The organism is Phenylobacterium sp. VNQ135 (assembly GCF_049445735.1).
Lineage (GTDB): Bacteria > Pseudomonadota > Alphaproteobacteria > Caulobacterales > Caulobacteraceae > Phenylobacterium.
Genome location: NZ_JBMSDS010000002.1, coordinates 666307 through 680442, shown reverse-complemented (window position 1 = coordinate 680442; position 14136 = coordinate 666307). Strand labels below are relative to the sequence as shown.

Below are 14136 nucleotides of genomic sequence, written 5' to 3'. Positions count from 1 at the left end.
CGGGATGACGGGTTTGGTAGGGACATGCGCCACCTGCTCCCGCTTGCCGTCCTGTTCCTCGCCGCCTGCCAGCCGCAGGCGCCCGGAGGCGAGGCCGCGCCGCCGCCGGCCGATGCGCCGGCCGCAGCGCCCGCGCCCACGACGACCGACTTCAGCCAGGACATGCTGGCGATCGGAACCGAGCCGTTCTGGTCGCTGACGATGCGCGGGACCGAGTTCGAGCTGCTGCGTCCCGACCATCCGAACGTGAAGCTGAAGGCGCCGGGCGCCCAGATCGGACCGGGCCAGGGCGTGTGGAAGGCGACCGCCGAGGACGGAAGCGCCATGACGGTGACGCTGCGGGTCGGCGACTGCTCGGACGGAATGAGCGACCGGACCTATCCGATGAGCGCGGAGGTGGAGTTCGCCGGCACGACCCTGCACGGATGCGCCGCCAAGGCGTCGGACGTGGGCGAGGCGCTAAAGGGCGCCTTGGGGGGAAACCTGGGCGATCTGTCGATCGACCTCGGCGGCTAGTCCGGGGGCCTAACCGAGCTCGAGCATCGGGATCTGGCCCGACTGCGCCTGAGCTTCGCCGCCGTCCCGACCGGGAAGCGTGAAACCGATGGCGATCGCCAGGGCCGCGAGGGCCAGCAGGGCTTTGATAGGCATGGGGTCGTCTCTCGTCCAGCGCATGCAACCCCTTCAAAAGCCCGAGGTTCCTACGGCCCAGCCGGACTCGCGCATCCTTGAACGCTTGACCTGACCCAGCGTCCGGCCGGCTAGATGGCGGCCACGGCGCGTCAGACGCCAACCAGGGAGCTTCGCCATGGAAAAGGCCTTCGATCTCGTGGTCCGCGGCGGAACGCTGGCCGACGGCTCGGGCGGGCTCCTCTACGAGGCCGACGTCGGCGTGAAGGACGGCCGGATCGCGGCGGTGGGCAAGCTGTCGGGCGCCGGGACCGAGGAGATCGACGCGCGCGGCAAGCTGGTCACCCCGGGCTTCGTCGACATCCACACTCACTACGATGGCCAGGCCGCCTGGGACGAGCGGATGCAGCCCTCGTCGTGGCACGGGGTCAGCACTGTCGTCATGGGCAACTGCGGCGTCGGCTTCGCGCCCTGTCGCCCGGAAGACCACGACCGGCTGATCCGGCTGATGGAGGGGGTCGAGGACATCCCGTTCCCGGTCCTGAGCCAGGGCCTGCCGTGGAACTGGGAGAGCTATCCCGACTATCTCGACGCCCTGGAGCGACGCCGCTTCGACGTCGACATCGGCAGCCAGTTGCCGCACGCGGCGCTGCGGGTCTTCGTCATGGGCGAGCGCGGAGCCGACCGCGAGCCCGCGACGGAGGCCGACATCCACGCCATGGCGGCGATCGCCCGGCGGGCGGCGGAGGCCGGCGCGCTAGGCTTCTCCACCTCGCGGACGCTGAACCACCGCACGTCGGACGGCCAGCCCACGCCGACGCTGACCGCCGGCGAGGACGAGCTGACGGGCATCGCCCTGGGCCTCGCCGCCGCGGGCAAAGGCGTTCTGCAGGTGGTCTCCGACTTCGCCGATCCGGCGGAGGAGCTGGCCATGCTGCGCCGGATCGTGGAGCGCTCGGGGCGGCCGTTGTCGTTCAGCCTGGTGCAGAGCCCGCGCGCGCCGGACAGCTATTCCATGATGCTGCGGTGGCTGAGCCAGGCGAACGCCGACGGCCTGCCGATCCGGGCCCAGGTGGCCGGCCGCGCCGTGGGCGTGCTGTTCGGCTTCGAGCTGACCATGAACCCGTTCAGCCAGCATTCGGTCTTCCAGGAGATCCGCGACCTGCCGCTGGCCGGCAAGGTCGAGCGCCTGAGCGATCCGGCGTTCCGCGCGCGGCTGCTGACCGAGGAAGCGGCGGGCCGAGGCTTCGCCGGCAGCCAGCCCCGAGCCTGGGACAACATGTTCCGGATGGCCGGGACGCCGGACTACGAGCCCACGTCGGACCAGAGCCTGGCCGCCATCGCCGTGCGCGAGGGCCGCGATCCCGCCGAGGTGGCGCTGGATCACATGCTCACGGGCGGCGGACGCGGCATGCTGTACCTGCCGTTCCTGAACTACGCCCGCCACAACCTGGACCACGCCCACGAGATGCTGACCCACCCCGACTGCGTGCCGGGGCTGTCGGACGGCGGGGCCCACGTCGGCATGATCTGCGACGGCAGCTTCCCGACCTTCAACCTGACCCACTGGACCCGCGACCGCACGCGGGGCGCCAAGGTCCCGCTGGAGCGTATGGTCAAGGCCCAGGCCCGCGATACGGCCGAGACCGTCGGCCTGTTCGATCGCGGCCTGATCGCACCGGGCTACCGCGCCGACCTCAACGTCATCGATTACGACCGGCTGAAGCTGCACGCGCCCGAAGTCGCCTATGACCTGCCGGCGGGCGGGCGGCGGCTGATCCAGCGGGCCGAAGGCTATGTGGCCACCATCGTCGCCGGCGAGACCACCTACCGCGACGGCGACCCCACAGGCGCGCTGCCCGGACGGCTGCTGCGGGGCGCCCAGGCCCGTCGTCAGGCGATGGCCGCCGAATAGCGCATTAGGCGAATGTTCAAGCCCTCGCGGTAGGACGGCCGAAGTCCACGAGCGTTCCCGCGAGCGTCCATGTCCGAGATTTCAGGGTCGCGCACCCTCCACCGCCTGATCTACGCCAGCCGCCAGGCCATCGAGCCCGTGCGGGTGAACGAGGAGGTGGACGCCATCGTGCGCATCTCGATCCGGAACAACCGCCAGACGGCGATCACCGGCCTGCTGCTGGTGCACGACGGCTGGTTCCTGCAGGCGCTGGAGGGACCGGCCGAGGCGGCGATGACCGCTTACCGGCGCATCCTCGAAGATCCGCGCCACAAGGAGGCCCGCGTGGTGTCCGCCGGCCCTGCCTCCAGCCGGGCGTTCGGGGACTGGAACATGTGCGCCCGGCGCATGAGCCATGCCGACGACGCCATCCTCAGGACCCTCGCCAGCCGCGAGATCGACTTCCTGACGCTCGGCGGCGACCACGCCCTTCGGCTGCTGAAGGCGGTGCGAAGCATCCAGACCCGCACCGGTCTGGCCCGCAGCGCCTAGAGACCCTCCATCAAGGGAGGGAAGGTGCCGATCCTTTCCATCCGTCGCATCGACCTGGGCGCGAATTGCGCCATAAGGGCGCGATGCACGCCGCCCGCGCCGAAGCCCCGCTTCCGCCTCTCGACGAGGCCCGCGAGATCCTGCGCCGCACCTTCGGCCACGCGGACTTCCGCGGGCTGCAAGGCGACGTGATCGCCGAGGTGCTGGCCGGGCGCAGCGCCATGGCCGTGCTGCCGACCGGCGGCGGCAAGAGCCTCTGCTACCAGATCCCCAGCCTGATCCGGCCGGGCCTCGGACTCGTCGTCTCGCCGCTGATCGCGCTGATGACCGACCAGGTGGCGGCGCTGCAGCAGTCGGGCGTGGCTGCGGCGAGGCTCGACAGCAACATCGACCTGCACGAGCGCACCGAGACCTGGCGGCGGATCGAGCGCGGCGAACTGGACCTGCTGTACGTCTCGCCCGAGGGGCTCATGCAGCCCAGCATGCTGGACCGCCTGGCGCGGACGCCGCTGGCGCTGATCGCCATCGACGAAGCCCACTGCGTGAGCCAGTGGGGCCACGACTTCCGGCCCGAGTACCGGATGCTGGGCCGGCTGGCCGAGCTGTTCCCGGACGTGCCACGCCTGGCGGTCACCGCCACCGCCGACGCCCGCACGCGGGAGGATATCCGCGCCGAGCTGCGCCTCGAGGGCTCGGCCGAGTTCGTCGCCAGCTTCGCCCGCCCCGAGCTGATCCTGTCGGCCGAGCGCAAGAAGGGCGGCAAGGACAAGCGGGTGGTCGAGCTGGTCGCCGCGCGGCCCGGCAAGTCGGGCGTGGTCTATGCGGGCTCGCGCGACGGCACCGAAAAGCTGGCCCAGGCGCTGCGCGATGCGGGCGTGCCGGCGCTGGCCTATCACGCCGGCCTGGACCGCAACCTGCGGACCCGGCGTCTGGAGGAATTCCTGGAAGCCGACGCCTCGGTGATGGTGGCGACGATCGCGTTCGGCATGGGCGTCGACAAGCCGGACGTGCGCTTCGTGATCCACGCCGATCCGCCGGCCTCCATCGAGGCCTACTGGCAGGAGATCGGCCGGGCGGGCCGCGACGGCGATCCGGCCGAGGGCATCACGCTCTACGGCGCCTCCGACATGGCCTGGGCGCTGCGCCGGATCGGCGAGCGCGACGTCGACGACGGCGTCAAGCAGGTGCAGTCCCGCAAGCTGCGCCAGCTCTACGCCATGCTGGACGGAACCGCCTGCCGCGCCGCCAGCGTGAGGCGCTACTTCGGCGAGGAGGGCGTTAAGGCCTGCGGCCAGTGCGACCTCTGCACGGGCCAGGTCGAGACCACCGACGCCACCGAGGCCGCGCAGAAGGCCCTGTCCGCGGCGCACCGCCTGGGCGGCCGGGTCGGCCGCGGGCGCGTCGTCGACCACCTGCTGGGCAAGACCAAGGACGTCACCGACTGGGAGGCGGGCCTTTCGACCTGGGGCATCGGCCAGGAGCTCGCGGCGGTGCAGTGGCGCGACCTCCTGGAACAGCTGCTGTTCGAGGGCCTGCTGCGCGAGGACCCCAACGACGGCCGGCCGCTGGTGGGGATCGGCGACGCCGACGGGGCGCGGGCCGTGTTCCGCGGCGAGCGGCGGGTGGTGATCCGCAAGATCGAGGAGGAGGCCGCCCGCCGGCCGCGCCGCAAGACCAAGGAGCCGCCGCTGTCGCCCGCCGATGCGCCGCTGTTCCAGGCGCTGAAGGCCTGGCGGGCCCGCGAGGCCAAGGCCCAGCACGTGCCGCCCTATGTCATCTTCCACGACCGCACGCTCGCCGAGATCGCCCAGGCCCGGCCCGGCAGCCGCGCGGCGCTGGAGCGGATCAACGGCGTGGGCGAGGCCAAGCTGGCCCACTATGGCGCGGCCGTGCTCGAAGTGGTGGGCGGCTTCGAAGGCTAGGCCGCGATGAACTTCGACCTCATGCGCCTGGTCGCGGCCCTGCTGGTGGTGGTGAGCCACACCTTCCCGCTGTCGGGCCAGCCTGCGCTGACCATCCGCGGCGTCGAGGATTTCGGGGCGCTCGGCGTCTCGATCTTCTTCGTGATCAGCGGCTATCTCGTCGCCGGCAGCTACGAGCGGGATCCAAAGAGCTATCTCGCCAAGCGCCTCCTCAGGATCGAACCCGGCCTGATCGCCTCGCTGGTCGTGACCGTGATCCTGCTGGCCTTCGTCACCACCGCGCCGCCGGCGGAGTACTGGCGGGAGGCGGCGCTCTACGTCGTGCGCAACGCCCTGCTCTATCCGGCGACCTACGACCTGCCGGGCGTGTTCGAGGACGCGCCGCTGGCCGGCGTGGTCAACGGCGTGCTGTGGACGCTGAGGCTCGAGTTCAGCTTCTACCTCGTGCTGATGCTGGTCCGCGCCAAGCTGAAGCTGGCCGTGGGGCTGGCCGCCCTGTGCGCGCTGGGCTGGCTGGCGCTGGCCCTCACGACACCGGGTTGGGCCGACGAGCGGATCACGCGCATCGCCTTCCTGGTGGGCCGCAACGGGTTCCTGTTCTTCGCCGGGGCGGCGCTGTGGCTGACGCGGGCGAAGGTCCCGCTGTGGCTGGGCGGGCTGTCGGCCGTGGCCTTCCCGTTCGTGGGGCCGCTGGCGCTGCCGACGGCGGTCGTGGGCCTGTCGCGGCCCGGCAAGCTGCCCGCCGACCTGAGCTATGGCGTCTACATCTACGCCTTTCCGATCCAGCAGCAGCTCGCGCTGATGGGACATCTGAACGTGCTGACCGGCATCCTCGCCGTCCTGCCCTTCGCCGCCCTGAGCTGGTTCCTGGTGGAGAAGCCGGCGATGCGGCTCAAGCCCGGGCGCGCGGCCGCGGGCGAAGAGATCCGAGCCTGGTGACGTCGGCGCGGATGCGCCGCCAGCCCAGCCAGACGCCGATCGCCACGCTTGCGCCCGTGAACGCCAGCAGCACCGTCATCGCCGTCGCCCAGCCCGCGCCGCGGTCGAAGCCCGGGATCACGTCCAGGCGGTGGAGGCCGAGATGCCACCAGCGGAAGCCCTGCGCCGTCGCGTCGGCCGAGCCGAGGAGTTCGCCCGTCCCGGGGTCGAGGTAGAACCGCGTCCCGTCCGTCCGGAGCACCCGCCACACCGGCAGCGCCACCGTCTCGTGGTGGCCGTACCAGTAGGCGTCCTCGGTCTGCATCAGGCCCTGCGAGGCGACGGGACCCAGCGCCGCGGCCGCCCGCCTAAGGTCGCTCTGGGCCAGCGGCCCGCCCAGTCGCCGGCCGTCGGCGACCAGGGTCAGCCGGCCTTCGAACGGAACGAGCCGCACCTGGCGCGCCTCCAGACCCTCCGCCTTGAGCGTGGCGAGAGCCGCGCTGAGCTCGCCGGCCGTGGCGTGGCTCATGGCGTAGTGCTCGGCGGCGGGATCGGCGGGGCTCTCCAGCAGGCCCCAGGGCTGCATCGAGAAGAGGCCCGAGAGCGTCCAGGTCAGGGTCAGCAGGCCGGCGGCCAGGCCGGTGAGGTGGTGCCACATCATCAGGCCCTTGAAGGGCGAGAGGCGCCGGTCCCGCCACGGCCGCCATGCGATCACGCCGAGATAAATCCCCGTCACCGTCAGGAAGAGGCCAGCGACCGAGGTCCAGATCACCACCTGGGTCCAGAGCTTGGTGTTGTGGCGCAGGATGTCGGGGTAGAGCCAGTGCGGGATCGGTCCCAGCCAGGCCAGCACCCGGTCGGCGCGCGTGGTGATCTGGGCCACCTGGCCGGTGCGGGCCGACACGTGCACGACGGTGTGCGCCGGATCGCCCACTTCCACGCGCCAGAACGGCCGGCGCTTGTTGAAATAGCCCGTGGTCGTCCATTGGTCGCGCTCTATGAGCCGGGCGGCGACGGGCGTGCGGCCGGCGTGCTCGCCGGCGACCTGCATCGCCTCGGCCTCCGTCAGCGGGGCCAGCACGCCGCCGCGTTCGAGGTCGTAGGTCTCGCCGCCCGCGCGCAGCACCGGCCGCCCGGCCACCGCCTCCACGACGCCGTCGGGCAGCACCTGGTCCGGCCCAAAGCTGGAGAGGTCGCAGCAACGCTCCCACGGGATCGGATGCAGGCCCGCCGCCCGCTCGGCGTCGGTCACCTCGGGCCAGCGGACGAACAGCATGACGATCCCGCTGGCGAACCACAGCAGCATGAGCAGGCCGATGGCCACGCCCAGGTAGCGGTGGGTCACCACCAGCCAGCGCGGCGCCCAGGGTTTCCGCCGGGGCTTCCGCTCAGGTTTCGGGGCGGGGTCAGAAGCTGTAGGCATAGCTCACGTGCAAGGTGCGGGGCACGCCGCGGAAGCCGTACAGGAAGCGGACGCCGGCGGGCGCCAGGTCGACCGGGGCCGAGTTGACCCGGGTGGCGTAGTCCTCGTCCAGGGCGTTCTCCAGCCTGGCGGTCAGCCTGTGGCGGCGGTCGGCCCCGTCCAGCCAGACGTGGGCGGCGAGGTCGACCACCGCATAGTTCCCGTAGTTCACACGGCCGAAACCCGAGACCTGCTGCCAGACGTCGCCCGTCCACAGCAGGCTCGCCGATGCGCCGAACGGCTGCTCGGCGGGCGTCCAGTCGAGGCCGGCCTTGGCCTGCAGCTTGGGGATGCGGTCGAACTGCCGGCCCGCGCCCTCCTGCCGCGCCCGGGTGTAGGCGAAGGAGGCCCGCGCCGAGAGGCCGTGGCCCAGCTCGGACCTGCCCGACAGCTCCACCCCGCGGAAGCGCACCTCGCCGTCGGTATTGACGTAGAGCCCTTCCGGGAAGCCGGCGCGCGCCTCGTCGGTGATCAGGTCGTCGACCTTGCGGACGAACCCGGTGAGCTTCCACTCGAATCCCGCCTGCTCGCCGCCCACCGAGGCGTTGAGGTTCACGCTGCGCTCGGCCTTCAGGTCCGGGTTGCCGGCGACCGAGGTCGGATCCACGGCATAGAGCTGCTCGGCGCTCGGCAGGATGAAGGCCGTGCCGGCCATGCCCTCGACATAGAGCGCCGGGGTCGCGTCCCAGCGGCCGGAGACGTTCCAGACGGTCTTCTCGGTGTCCCCGGCCTTGTTGTAGCGGACGCCGGCGGCGAAGCGGGCGTTCTGGATCAGGTCCTCGGTCGTCCGCACCTGGGCCACGAAGGCGTGCACCCGCTCGGTCTGGTCGGCGATCAGCAGCACCTCGTCGCGGCCGTTGAAGTTCTGAAAGTCGTAGCCCAGCTGGTACTCGAAGCCGCGGTGCAGGTTCAGCTTGGCCAGGACGTTCACCCCGTAGTCCCGGTACCCCCAGTAGGCGAGGTCGTCGACGATCACCGGCGGCGCGGCCGGGTCCCCCGGCGTGTTGTTCACCGTCGAATAGACGCTGTCCCAGTCGTGGAAGTACCCCTTGGCCGAGAGCTGCACGTCCTCGCGCGCGGTCCAGTCGAGGCTCAGGCTGGCGATCTCCTCGTCGCGATCGTTGAAGGCCAGACGCGTCAGGCGTGGGCTGGGATACTCCAGATGTGCGTCGGTGTGCTGGACGTAGAGGTTGAGTCCCAGGCCTTCGGCGAGATCGACGCCGTATTTGCCCCCGAAACTCACGACGTCGTAGCCGCGCTTGCGCTCGGTGGCGCTGGGCTGGAAGACGTCGAAGGTGCGGTAGCCGCTGGCCTCGTCCTTGGAGACCCAGGCGACGTAGCGGTGGCGGCCGACGGTGTCGCGGACATAGGCGTCGGCGTGGACCCCGCCGTTCGTGTCGCCGCCGGCGGTGAGCCGGCCGTCGAAGTCCTGGGCGAAGCCGCGGGTGACGACGTTGATGGCGCCGGCCACCGCCTGGGTGCCGTAGAACAGGCTCTGGCCGCCCTTCAGCACCTCGATCCGCTCGACCATGCTGGCCGGCAGGGTGTCGGCGGGACTGGTCGAGGTGTAGAGGCGATTGCTGATCCGGACGCCGTCCACCAACCAGAGCACGTCGGCGGTGCGCGAGCCCTGCACGGCGATGTCGACGTAGGAGAACGGGCCGTTGCGGGGGCTGAGGAACACGCCGGGCGTCTGCATCTGCAACGCCTGGGAGATGTCGACGTAGACGTTGTCGCGCATGACGGCGTCGTCGATCACCGAGAGGTCGGCGCCATAGCGGGCCAGCTCCTGCGGCAGGGTCTCCTCCAGCCGTGCGGCGGTGACCACCACCTCGTCCACAGCCGCAGCGTCCGCGGCGGCCTCGGCATGGGCGGCCGACGCCAGCGCCGAGCACGCCGCGCCCAGCAGCAACATCTTCCTCATCGTCTATCCCCCGACAGCGGCCGCGGTTCTTGTGCTGGCCGAAAAATCGGTATGGCGGTAAGGGGCTCGCTGGGCGCGCGCCCGTACTTTACGGTTCGAGGGGCGTTACAGGGGGTTACAGGACGCCGATGGAAGGACCGGCTCACGAGCTGGAGGCGGAGGTCGCCCGCGTGCGGCGGAGCGGCGTGCTGGGGCGCTCGCAAGGCTTGGCGCGGCTGTTCGACTATCTGGCCGATCAGGCGCTGGCGGGACGGCCGGTGCGCGAGGCCGACATCGCCGTCGAGGTCTTCGGCCGAGAGGTGGACCTGGCCGGCGACGCTTCGGTCAGGGTCTATGTCCATCGGTTGCGAAAGAAGCTGGAAGCGTTTTACGGCGAGCGCACGCCGCGCCTGATCCTGCCGCTCGGGGAATACCGCCTCGTACTGGCTGAAGACGCCGCCGACGCGGCCGAGGTTCGGCCACGCTGGCGGTGGCGCTGGATCGCCGCCCCGGCGGCGCTCCTCCTCGTGCTGGCGACGGTGCTGGGAGCGGTCTGGATCGCCCGGGCCACGGCCCCGGACCGGGCGCTGGCCCGCATCGCGGCCGCACCGCTCTGGTCGGGCTTCGGCAAGCACCGCCCGGTTCTGGTGGTGGTGGGCGACTACTACATTTTCGGCGACACCGAGGGCCGGGACGAACCCCAGCGGATGATCCGCGCCTTCGACATCAACTCACCGGCCGACCTCGACGGCTTCCTGATGGCGCGGCCCGAGCTACAGGGCCGCTACGTCGACCTAGACACCTACTACACCCCCGTGGGCGCGACGCTGGCGCTGCGCCAGGTCATGCCTCTGGCCAGGCGACTGGCGGGCGACGATGCGCGGCTGAGGCTGGTCACCTCATCCCAGCTCACGCCCGAGATGCTGAAGGGGTCGGACGTCATATACGTCGGCTACCTGTCGGCGCTGCGGCTGCTGCAGGGTCCGGTGTTCGAACGGTCCCGCTTCGAGGTGGGCGAGACCTATGACGAGCTCGTCGACCGCCGCACCGGCGAGACCTACGTCAGCGGGGCGGGCACGGCCCATGCGGGAAGGCCGAACCTGGACTACAGCTATCTCGCATCCTTCCAGGCGGCGGGGGGCGAGCGCTTCGTGATCATCGCCGGGGCCCGGGACATCGGCGTCGTCCAGGCCGCGGAGATCGCCGCAGACCCGGACCGCCTGCAGGTGCGCACGCCCGGCCCGCAAGGCTCGCTCTACCGTGTCGAGGGCCTCGGCCGGACGAACCTGTCCGCGACGCCGGTCATCCCCGGCTCCTGAAGCCGGTGGTCGGGACGGGCCGTCAGGCGCCGGGATTGACCGGCCCCGGCGGCATCGCCTTGTCGTCGGCCTGGCCCGCGGGATCCTCCGACACCGTGGGCGGCGTCGACGGCAGGGCCTGCCCCTTGGGCGCGGGGTTCACCGTCATCGGCGAGCTGGCCGAGGTGTCGCTCGTGGCGTCGCCGGCGGCGGCGGCCGTGCGGTCGGGCGTCTCGGCGCAGGCGGCGGCCGCCAGCGCGACGAGAGCGACTGCGGTTGCGGTTCGCATCATGGTCAGTCCTCCTCGAAGCTTCGCCGCTCGCCCCGCACCCGGGCGGTCCCCAGGCTGAAGGTTTCGGGACGGGGCGACTGCGCCTCCGGGTTCAGGCAGCGGCCGGCCATGTACAGCCAGGTCTCGGCCTCCTTGTAGAACGCGGCGCAGGCGTCTTCGCTGCGCGCGCCTTCCGCGGCGCTGATCGCGTCCTGCGCCCGGGTCATGAAGAAGCTGGCGGCCTCCACATGGTCGGCGCGTTTGCGCACGGCTTTGGCCATGTGACGGCAACGGAGCCGCCGTCCGGCGGTTCCAGGCTCAGTCGCGCAGCGAGCGGGCGAGGATCTGGAGCGTCAGCTGGGCGGCCTGCCTGGTGGCGTCCTGGTCGCCCCGCTCGAAGGTGACCAGCCCGGCCTCGAAGATCTGGTCGATCTCGTCCGGGGTGAGGAGGCCCTTGCGCTTCAGGGTCGAAAGCGTACCGACGATGACGGCATGCAGGGCCGCCAGCATCCCCGCCCGTTCCGCGTCGGCCGGGATGGTCTCGTCGTTCATGGATCCTCCTGCAGGCCCCAGGGCCAAGCTTGTCAGCTTCAGTTCACGTGGTCCGGGTCAGGTGTCGAGTCCCCCGGCCGTTTTCGGCGCCGATTTCAGATTTCCGCGTTGCAGTCCGTCATGCGTCCCAGAATCCTGAGCCTCGTCCGCCTCTCCGCCGCCGGCTACGCCCTGTTCCTGGGCTTGAACGCCCAGGCGGCGAATTCGACGCCGGAGCCGAAGGGCGAGCCGCGCGGCGTCGCCGCAGCGTTCGGGAATACGATCAAGGCGCTCTATCCCGACGGCAAGCACCAGCGGATCTGGCTGCACGCCGACGGCAGCTGGGACGCCGTCGGCCGGCGCGGCAAGGCGAGCTCGGGCAAGTGGACGGTGAAGGGCGAGAAGGTCTGCATGAAGCAGTCCAAGCCGATCCCGATACCGATCAGCTACTGCACCGACTTCCCCACCGACGGCGGCGTGGGCGCGGTCTGGACCAGCAAGGACATGACGGGCGAACCGATCCGGATCACCGTCGTGAAAGGCATCGAGCGGCCCGAGCCGGCCCGCTAGTCGGCCTGGACGGCGCCGTCGGCGCGGGTGCGGGCCCAATGGGCCGTCACCGTGCGGGTGACGGCCTGCATCAGCTCCAGCCGCTGCGGCACCGGCTTGTGCGTCCGGCGCATCATCACGGCCACCGCGTAGGTCCGCCCGTCGGGCGCCGTCAGCAGACCCACGTCGTTGATGCCCACCGAGGCGCCGCCGTAATCCTGGCCGGTGCCGGTCTTGTGGCCGATGGCCCAGCCGGGCGGTAAGCCGCCCTTCAGCCGGCGGGGACCGGTGCGCACGTCCTGCAGCAGGCCGAGCAGGCGTTCCGTCGAGGCGGGCGACAACAGCTCGCCCTTGTGCAGGCGCGCGAGCGCCCGGGTGATCGCCGCGGGCTTCGCGCCGTCAAGCGGATCGTCCAGATAGGCCTCCAGCGCCGCTTCGCGCACCTCGCGGGGAAGCTGCTCGCGGGCGGCCTGGAAGTTCCAGCCCGTACCGTATTCGGGACGCCAGGTCAGGCCCGCGACCCTGGCCTGCAGGTCGCGCTCGTAGGCGCCGACGCTGACGCCCTCGAGGTTCAGCCGCTCCAGCGTCGCGCCGACGGCGGCCGGGCCGCCGGCCTCCTTGATCAGCCGGTCGTTGGCGGCGTTGTCGCTCTGGACGATGGCCCGGCGCAGCAACCCCGAAACCTCGGTCCGGTAGCCGTTCGGGCCGATGCTGTAGGAGACGGGCTGGAAGAAGACCGAGCGGTCCTCCTCGCCCAGCAGCACCGGCTGGTCCACCGACAGCCGGCCCTCGTCGGCAGCCTTCAGGACGGCGATCGCCACCCACAGCTTGGAGACGCTCTGCTGTGGGTAGAAGGATTCCGCATCGACCCCGGCGGTCCAGCCTTCGGACACATCGGTGACGGCGACGCCGACCTCCTCGCCATACGCCCGGACCAGGGCGTCCAGCTCATCCTGCAGGGCCTTCGGCGCCGGCGGCGCGATCGGGATGGCGACCGGCAGCGGCCCGCCGGTCAGCCGCACCTGCGGGCCGGGGACGGCGTTCTGGTAGGCGGCGAAGCCGCCCGCGCCCGCCGCGACCAGCGCCAGCGCCGCGCCGACGGCCAGCGTCCGGGGACCCGGACCCTTGATCGTCCTGCGGAGGCGGCGGCGGCGGTTCATCGGCATGGCGACTCTCTACTCGCTCAGGCGTGACTGTGGCCGTGGCCACAATCGTGCGCATGGGCCCCCGCCCGCACCTCCACAGTGACATGGGAAAGCCCGGCAAGGCCAGCCAACCGCGTGCGATAGGCCTCGGGCGGCTGGGGATGATCGGCGGCGATGACCGCGATGACCGCATGATGTCCGGGGCCGAGCCGCCAGAGGTGCAGGTCGATCACCCGCTCGCCCCCGCTGGCGAGCCGGGCGCGGACCTCGGCGGTGAGCTCGGGCGCGGGGTTGATGTCGAGCAGAGCCGCGCCGGCCCGGCGCAGCAGCTTCATCGCGAACTGGGCGACGAGACCGGCCGCCAGCAGGCCCGCCAGCGGGTCGGCGAGCCGCCAGTCCAGCTGCTGGCCCGCCAGCACGGCGATCACCGCCAGCACGGAGACGGCGGCGTCCGCCATGAGGTGCAGGTGCACGGCCGACAGGTTCAGGTCGCCGTCCGGATCGTTGCGGGCCGCGTGCGCCTGGGTCGGCCGCAACAGCCAGATGCAGACCAGCGTCACCACCAGCCCGCCCGCCGCGATCGGCAGGGCGCCGTGGTAATCGACAACGTGAGGGTTCACGATCCGCTCGACGCTCTCGGCGGCGATCGCCACGGCGGTGGCCGCCAGCACCACGCCGTTGGCGAAGCCCGCGAGGTAGCCGAGCTTGCCGGTGCCGAAGCTGAAGGCCGGGTTGCCCGCATGACGCCTGGCGAGCGCATAGGCGCCGGCCGCCACCAGCAGGGCGACCACGTGGGCGCCCATGTGCAGGCCGGCGGCCATCAGGGCGAGCGAGCCGGTCGCCGCGCCGCCGATCACCAGCACCACCAGCATGGCGGCGCAGATCGCCGTCACCAGCCAGGTGCGGCGCTCGTTCCGGCGATGGTCCGCACCCAGGTAGGTGCGGTCCTGCCGGAACGAGTCCAGTTGTTCTGCGCGCATCTCAGGGCGGTCGGCCGTCGTCATGTGTTATTTTATAACACCTCAGCTTGAGAACGCCACTTCATAAGTTGGCGCTGTCGC

The 14136-nt window shown here is 71.4% G+C and carries 15 protein-coding genes; 7 read left to right on the top strand and 8 right to left on the bottom strand.

What is annotated here, in order from left to right; all coding sequences use genetic code 11:
* Positions 1 to 24: 24 nt before the first annotated feature.
* Complete coding sequence (locus tag ACO2Q0_RS09155; RefSeq protein ID WP_423351605.1) at positions 25 to 516, top strand: COG3650 family protein; 492 nt, start codon at positions 25 to 27, stop codon at positions 514 to 516.
* 9 nt (positions 517 to 525) lie between these two features.
* Here ACO2Q0_RS09155 and ACO2Q0_RS09150 read toward each other — a convergent pair whose 3' ends face one another.
* Positions 526 to 651, bottom strand: coding sequence for a hypothetical protein (locus ACO2Q0_RS09150; protein ID WP_423351184.1), 126 nt, complete (start codon positions 649 to 651; stop codon positions 526 to 528).
* A gap of 157 nt (positions 652 to 808) precedes the next feature.
* On the opposite strand from ACO2Q0_RS09150, the gene ACO2Q0_RS09145 reads away from it, so the two are divergent.
* The 4 genes from ACO2Q0_RS09145 to ACO2Q0_RS09130 all read left to right on the top strand — a co-directional run bounded on the left by ACO2Q0_RS09145 (position 809) and on the right by ACO2Q0_RS09130 (position 5937).
* Positions 809 to 2545 carry an N-acyl-D-amino-acid deacylase family protein gene (locus ACO2Q0_RS09145; RefSeq protein WP_423351183.1) on the top strand — a complete coding sequence of 579 codons (1737 nt, stop codon included), beginning with the start codon at positions 809 to 811 and terminating at the stop codon, positions 2543 to 2545.
* A gap of 69 nt (positions 2546 to 2614) precedes the next feature.
* Positions 2615 to 3076: a BLUF domain-containing protein gene (locus tag ACO2Q0_RS09140; protein ID WP_423351182.1), complete on the top strand. Its 462-nt coding sequence runs from the start codon at positions 2615 to 2617 to the stop codon at positions 3074 to 3076.
* Positions 3077 to 3159: 83 nt separating this feature from the next.
* On the top strand, positions 3160 to 4998 hold the full coding sequence (gene recQ, locus ACO2Q0_RS09135) for a DNA helicase RecQ (protein ID WP_423351181.1): 1839 nt from the start codon (positions 3160 to 3162) through the stop codon (positions 4996 to 4998).
* A 6-nt stretch (positions 4999 to 5004) separates the two neighbouring features.
* Positions 5005 to 5937, top strand: coding sequence for an acyltransferase family protein (locus tag ACO2Q0_RS09130; RefSeq protein WP_423351180.1), 933 nt, complete (start codon positions 5005 to 5007; stop codon positions 5935 to 5937).
* On the opposite strand, the gene ACO2Q0_RS09125 is transcribed toward ACO2Q0_RS09130, so the two are convergent.
* Both ACO2Q0_RS09125 and ACO2Q0_RS09120 read right to left on the bottom strand, forming a co-directional pair.
* Positions 5891 to 7339, bottom strand: coding sequence for a PepSY domain-containing protein (locus ACO2Q0_RS09125; RefSeq protein WP_423351179.1), 1449 nt, complete (start codon positions 7337 to 7339; stop codon positions 5891 to 5893). The genes ACO2Q0_RS09130 and ACO2Q0_RS09125 overlap by 47 nt on opposite strands.
* A complete protein-coding gene (locus tag ACO2Q0_RS09120) occupies positions 7323 to 9302 on the bottom strand; it encodes a TonB-dependent receptor plug domain-containing protein (RefSeq protein WP_423351178.1) in 1980 nt (659 codons plus the stop codon). Before ACO2Q0_RS09120 ends, ACO2Q0_RS09125 begins: the two co-directional genes overlap by 17 nt.
* Before the next feature lie 128 nt (positions 9303 to 9430).
* Between ACO2Q0_RS09120 and ACO2Q0_RS09115 the strand changes: the two genes are divergently transcribed.
* Entirely contained in the window at positions 9431 to 10600 is a 1170-nt protein-coding gene (locus ACO2Q0_RS09115) for a helix-turn-helix domain-containing protein (protein ID WP_423351177.1), read from the top strand.
* 22 nt (positions 10601 to 10622) lie between these two features.
* On the opposite strand, the gene ACO2Q0_RS09110 is transcribed toward ACO2Q0_RS09115, so the two are convergent.
* Genes ACO2Q0_RS09110 through ACO2Q0_RS09100 form a run of 3 tightly spaced genes read right to left on the bottom strand, consistent with a single transcriptional unit; the run spans position 10623 to position 11402 of the window.
* Positions 10623 to 10871: a hypothetical protein gene (locus tag ACO2Q0_RS09110; protein WP_423351176.1), complete on the bottom strand. Its 249-nt coding sequence runs from the start codon at positions 10869 to 10871 to the stop codon at positions 10623 to 10625.
* A gap of 2 nt (positions 10872 to 10873) precedes the next feature.
* On the bottom strand, positions 10874 to 11131 hold the full coding sequence (locus ACO2Q0_RS09105) for a hypothetical protein (RefSeq protein WP_423351175.1): 258 nt from the start codon (positions 11129 to 11131) through the stop codon (positions 10874 to 10876).
* Between the two features lie 37 nt (positions 11132 to 11168).
* Positions 11169 to 11402, bottom strand: coding sequence for a hypothetical protein (locus ACO2Q0_RS09100; RefSeq protein WP_423351174.1), 234 nt, complete (start codon positions 11400 to 11402; stop codon positions 11169 to 11171).
* A 120-nt stretch (positions 11403 to 11522) separates the two neighbouring features.
* Here ACO2Q0_RS09100 and ACO2Q0_RS09095 point away from each other — a divergent pair, with 120 nt between their 5' ends.
* On the top strand, positions 11523 to 11951 hold the full coding sequence (locus ACO2Q0_RS09095; protein ID WP_423351173.1) for a hypothetical protein: 429 nt from the start codon (positions 11523 to 11525) through the stop codon (positions 11949 to 11951).
* Here the strand turns inward: ACO2Q0_RS09095 and ACO2Q0_RS09090 are convergent.
* Together ACO2Q0_RS09090 and dmeF are read right to left on the bottom strand one after the other, a co-directional pair.
* Positions 11948 to 13096 carry a serine hydrolase gene (locus ACO2Q0_RS09090; protein WP_423351172.1) on the bottom strand — a complete coding sequence of 383 codons (1149 nt, stop codon included), beginning with the start codon at positions 13094 to 13096 and terminating at the stop codon, positions 11948 to 11950. The two genes, ACO2Q0_RS09095 and ACO2Q0_RS09090, sit on opposite strands and share 4 nt — an antisense overlap.
* A gap of 17 nt (positions 13097 to 13113) precedes the next feature.
* Complete coding sequence (gene dmeF / locus ACO2Q0_RS09085; RefSeq protein ID WP_423351171.1) at positions 13114 to 14079, bottom strand: CDF family Co(II)/Ni(II) efflux transporter DmeF; 966 nt, start codon at positions 14077 to 14079, stop codon at positions 13114 to 13116.
* Positions 14080 to 14136: the final 57 nt, after the last annotated feature.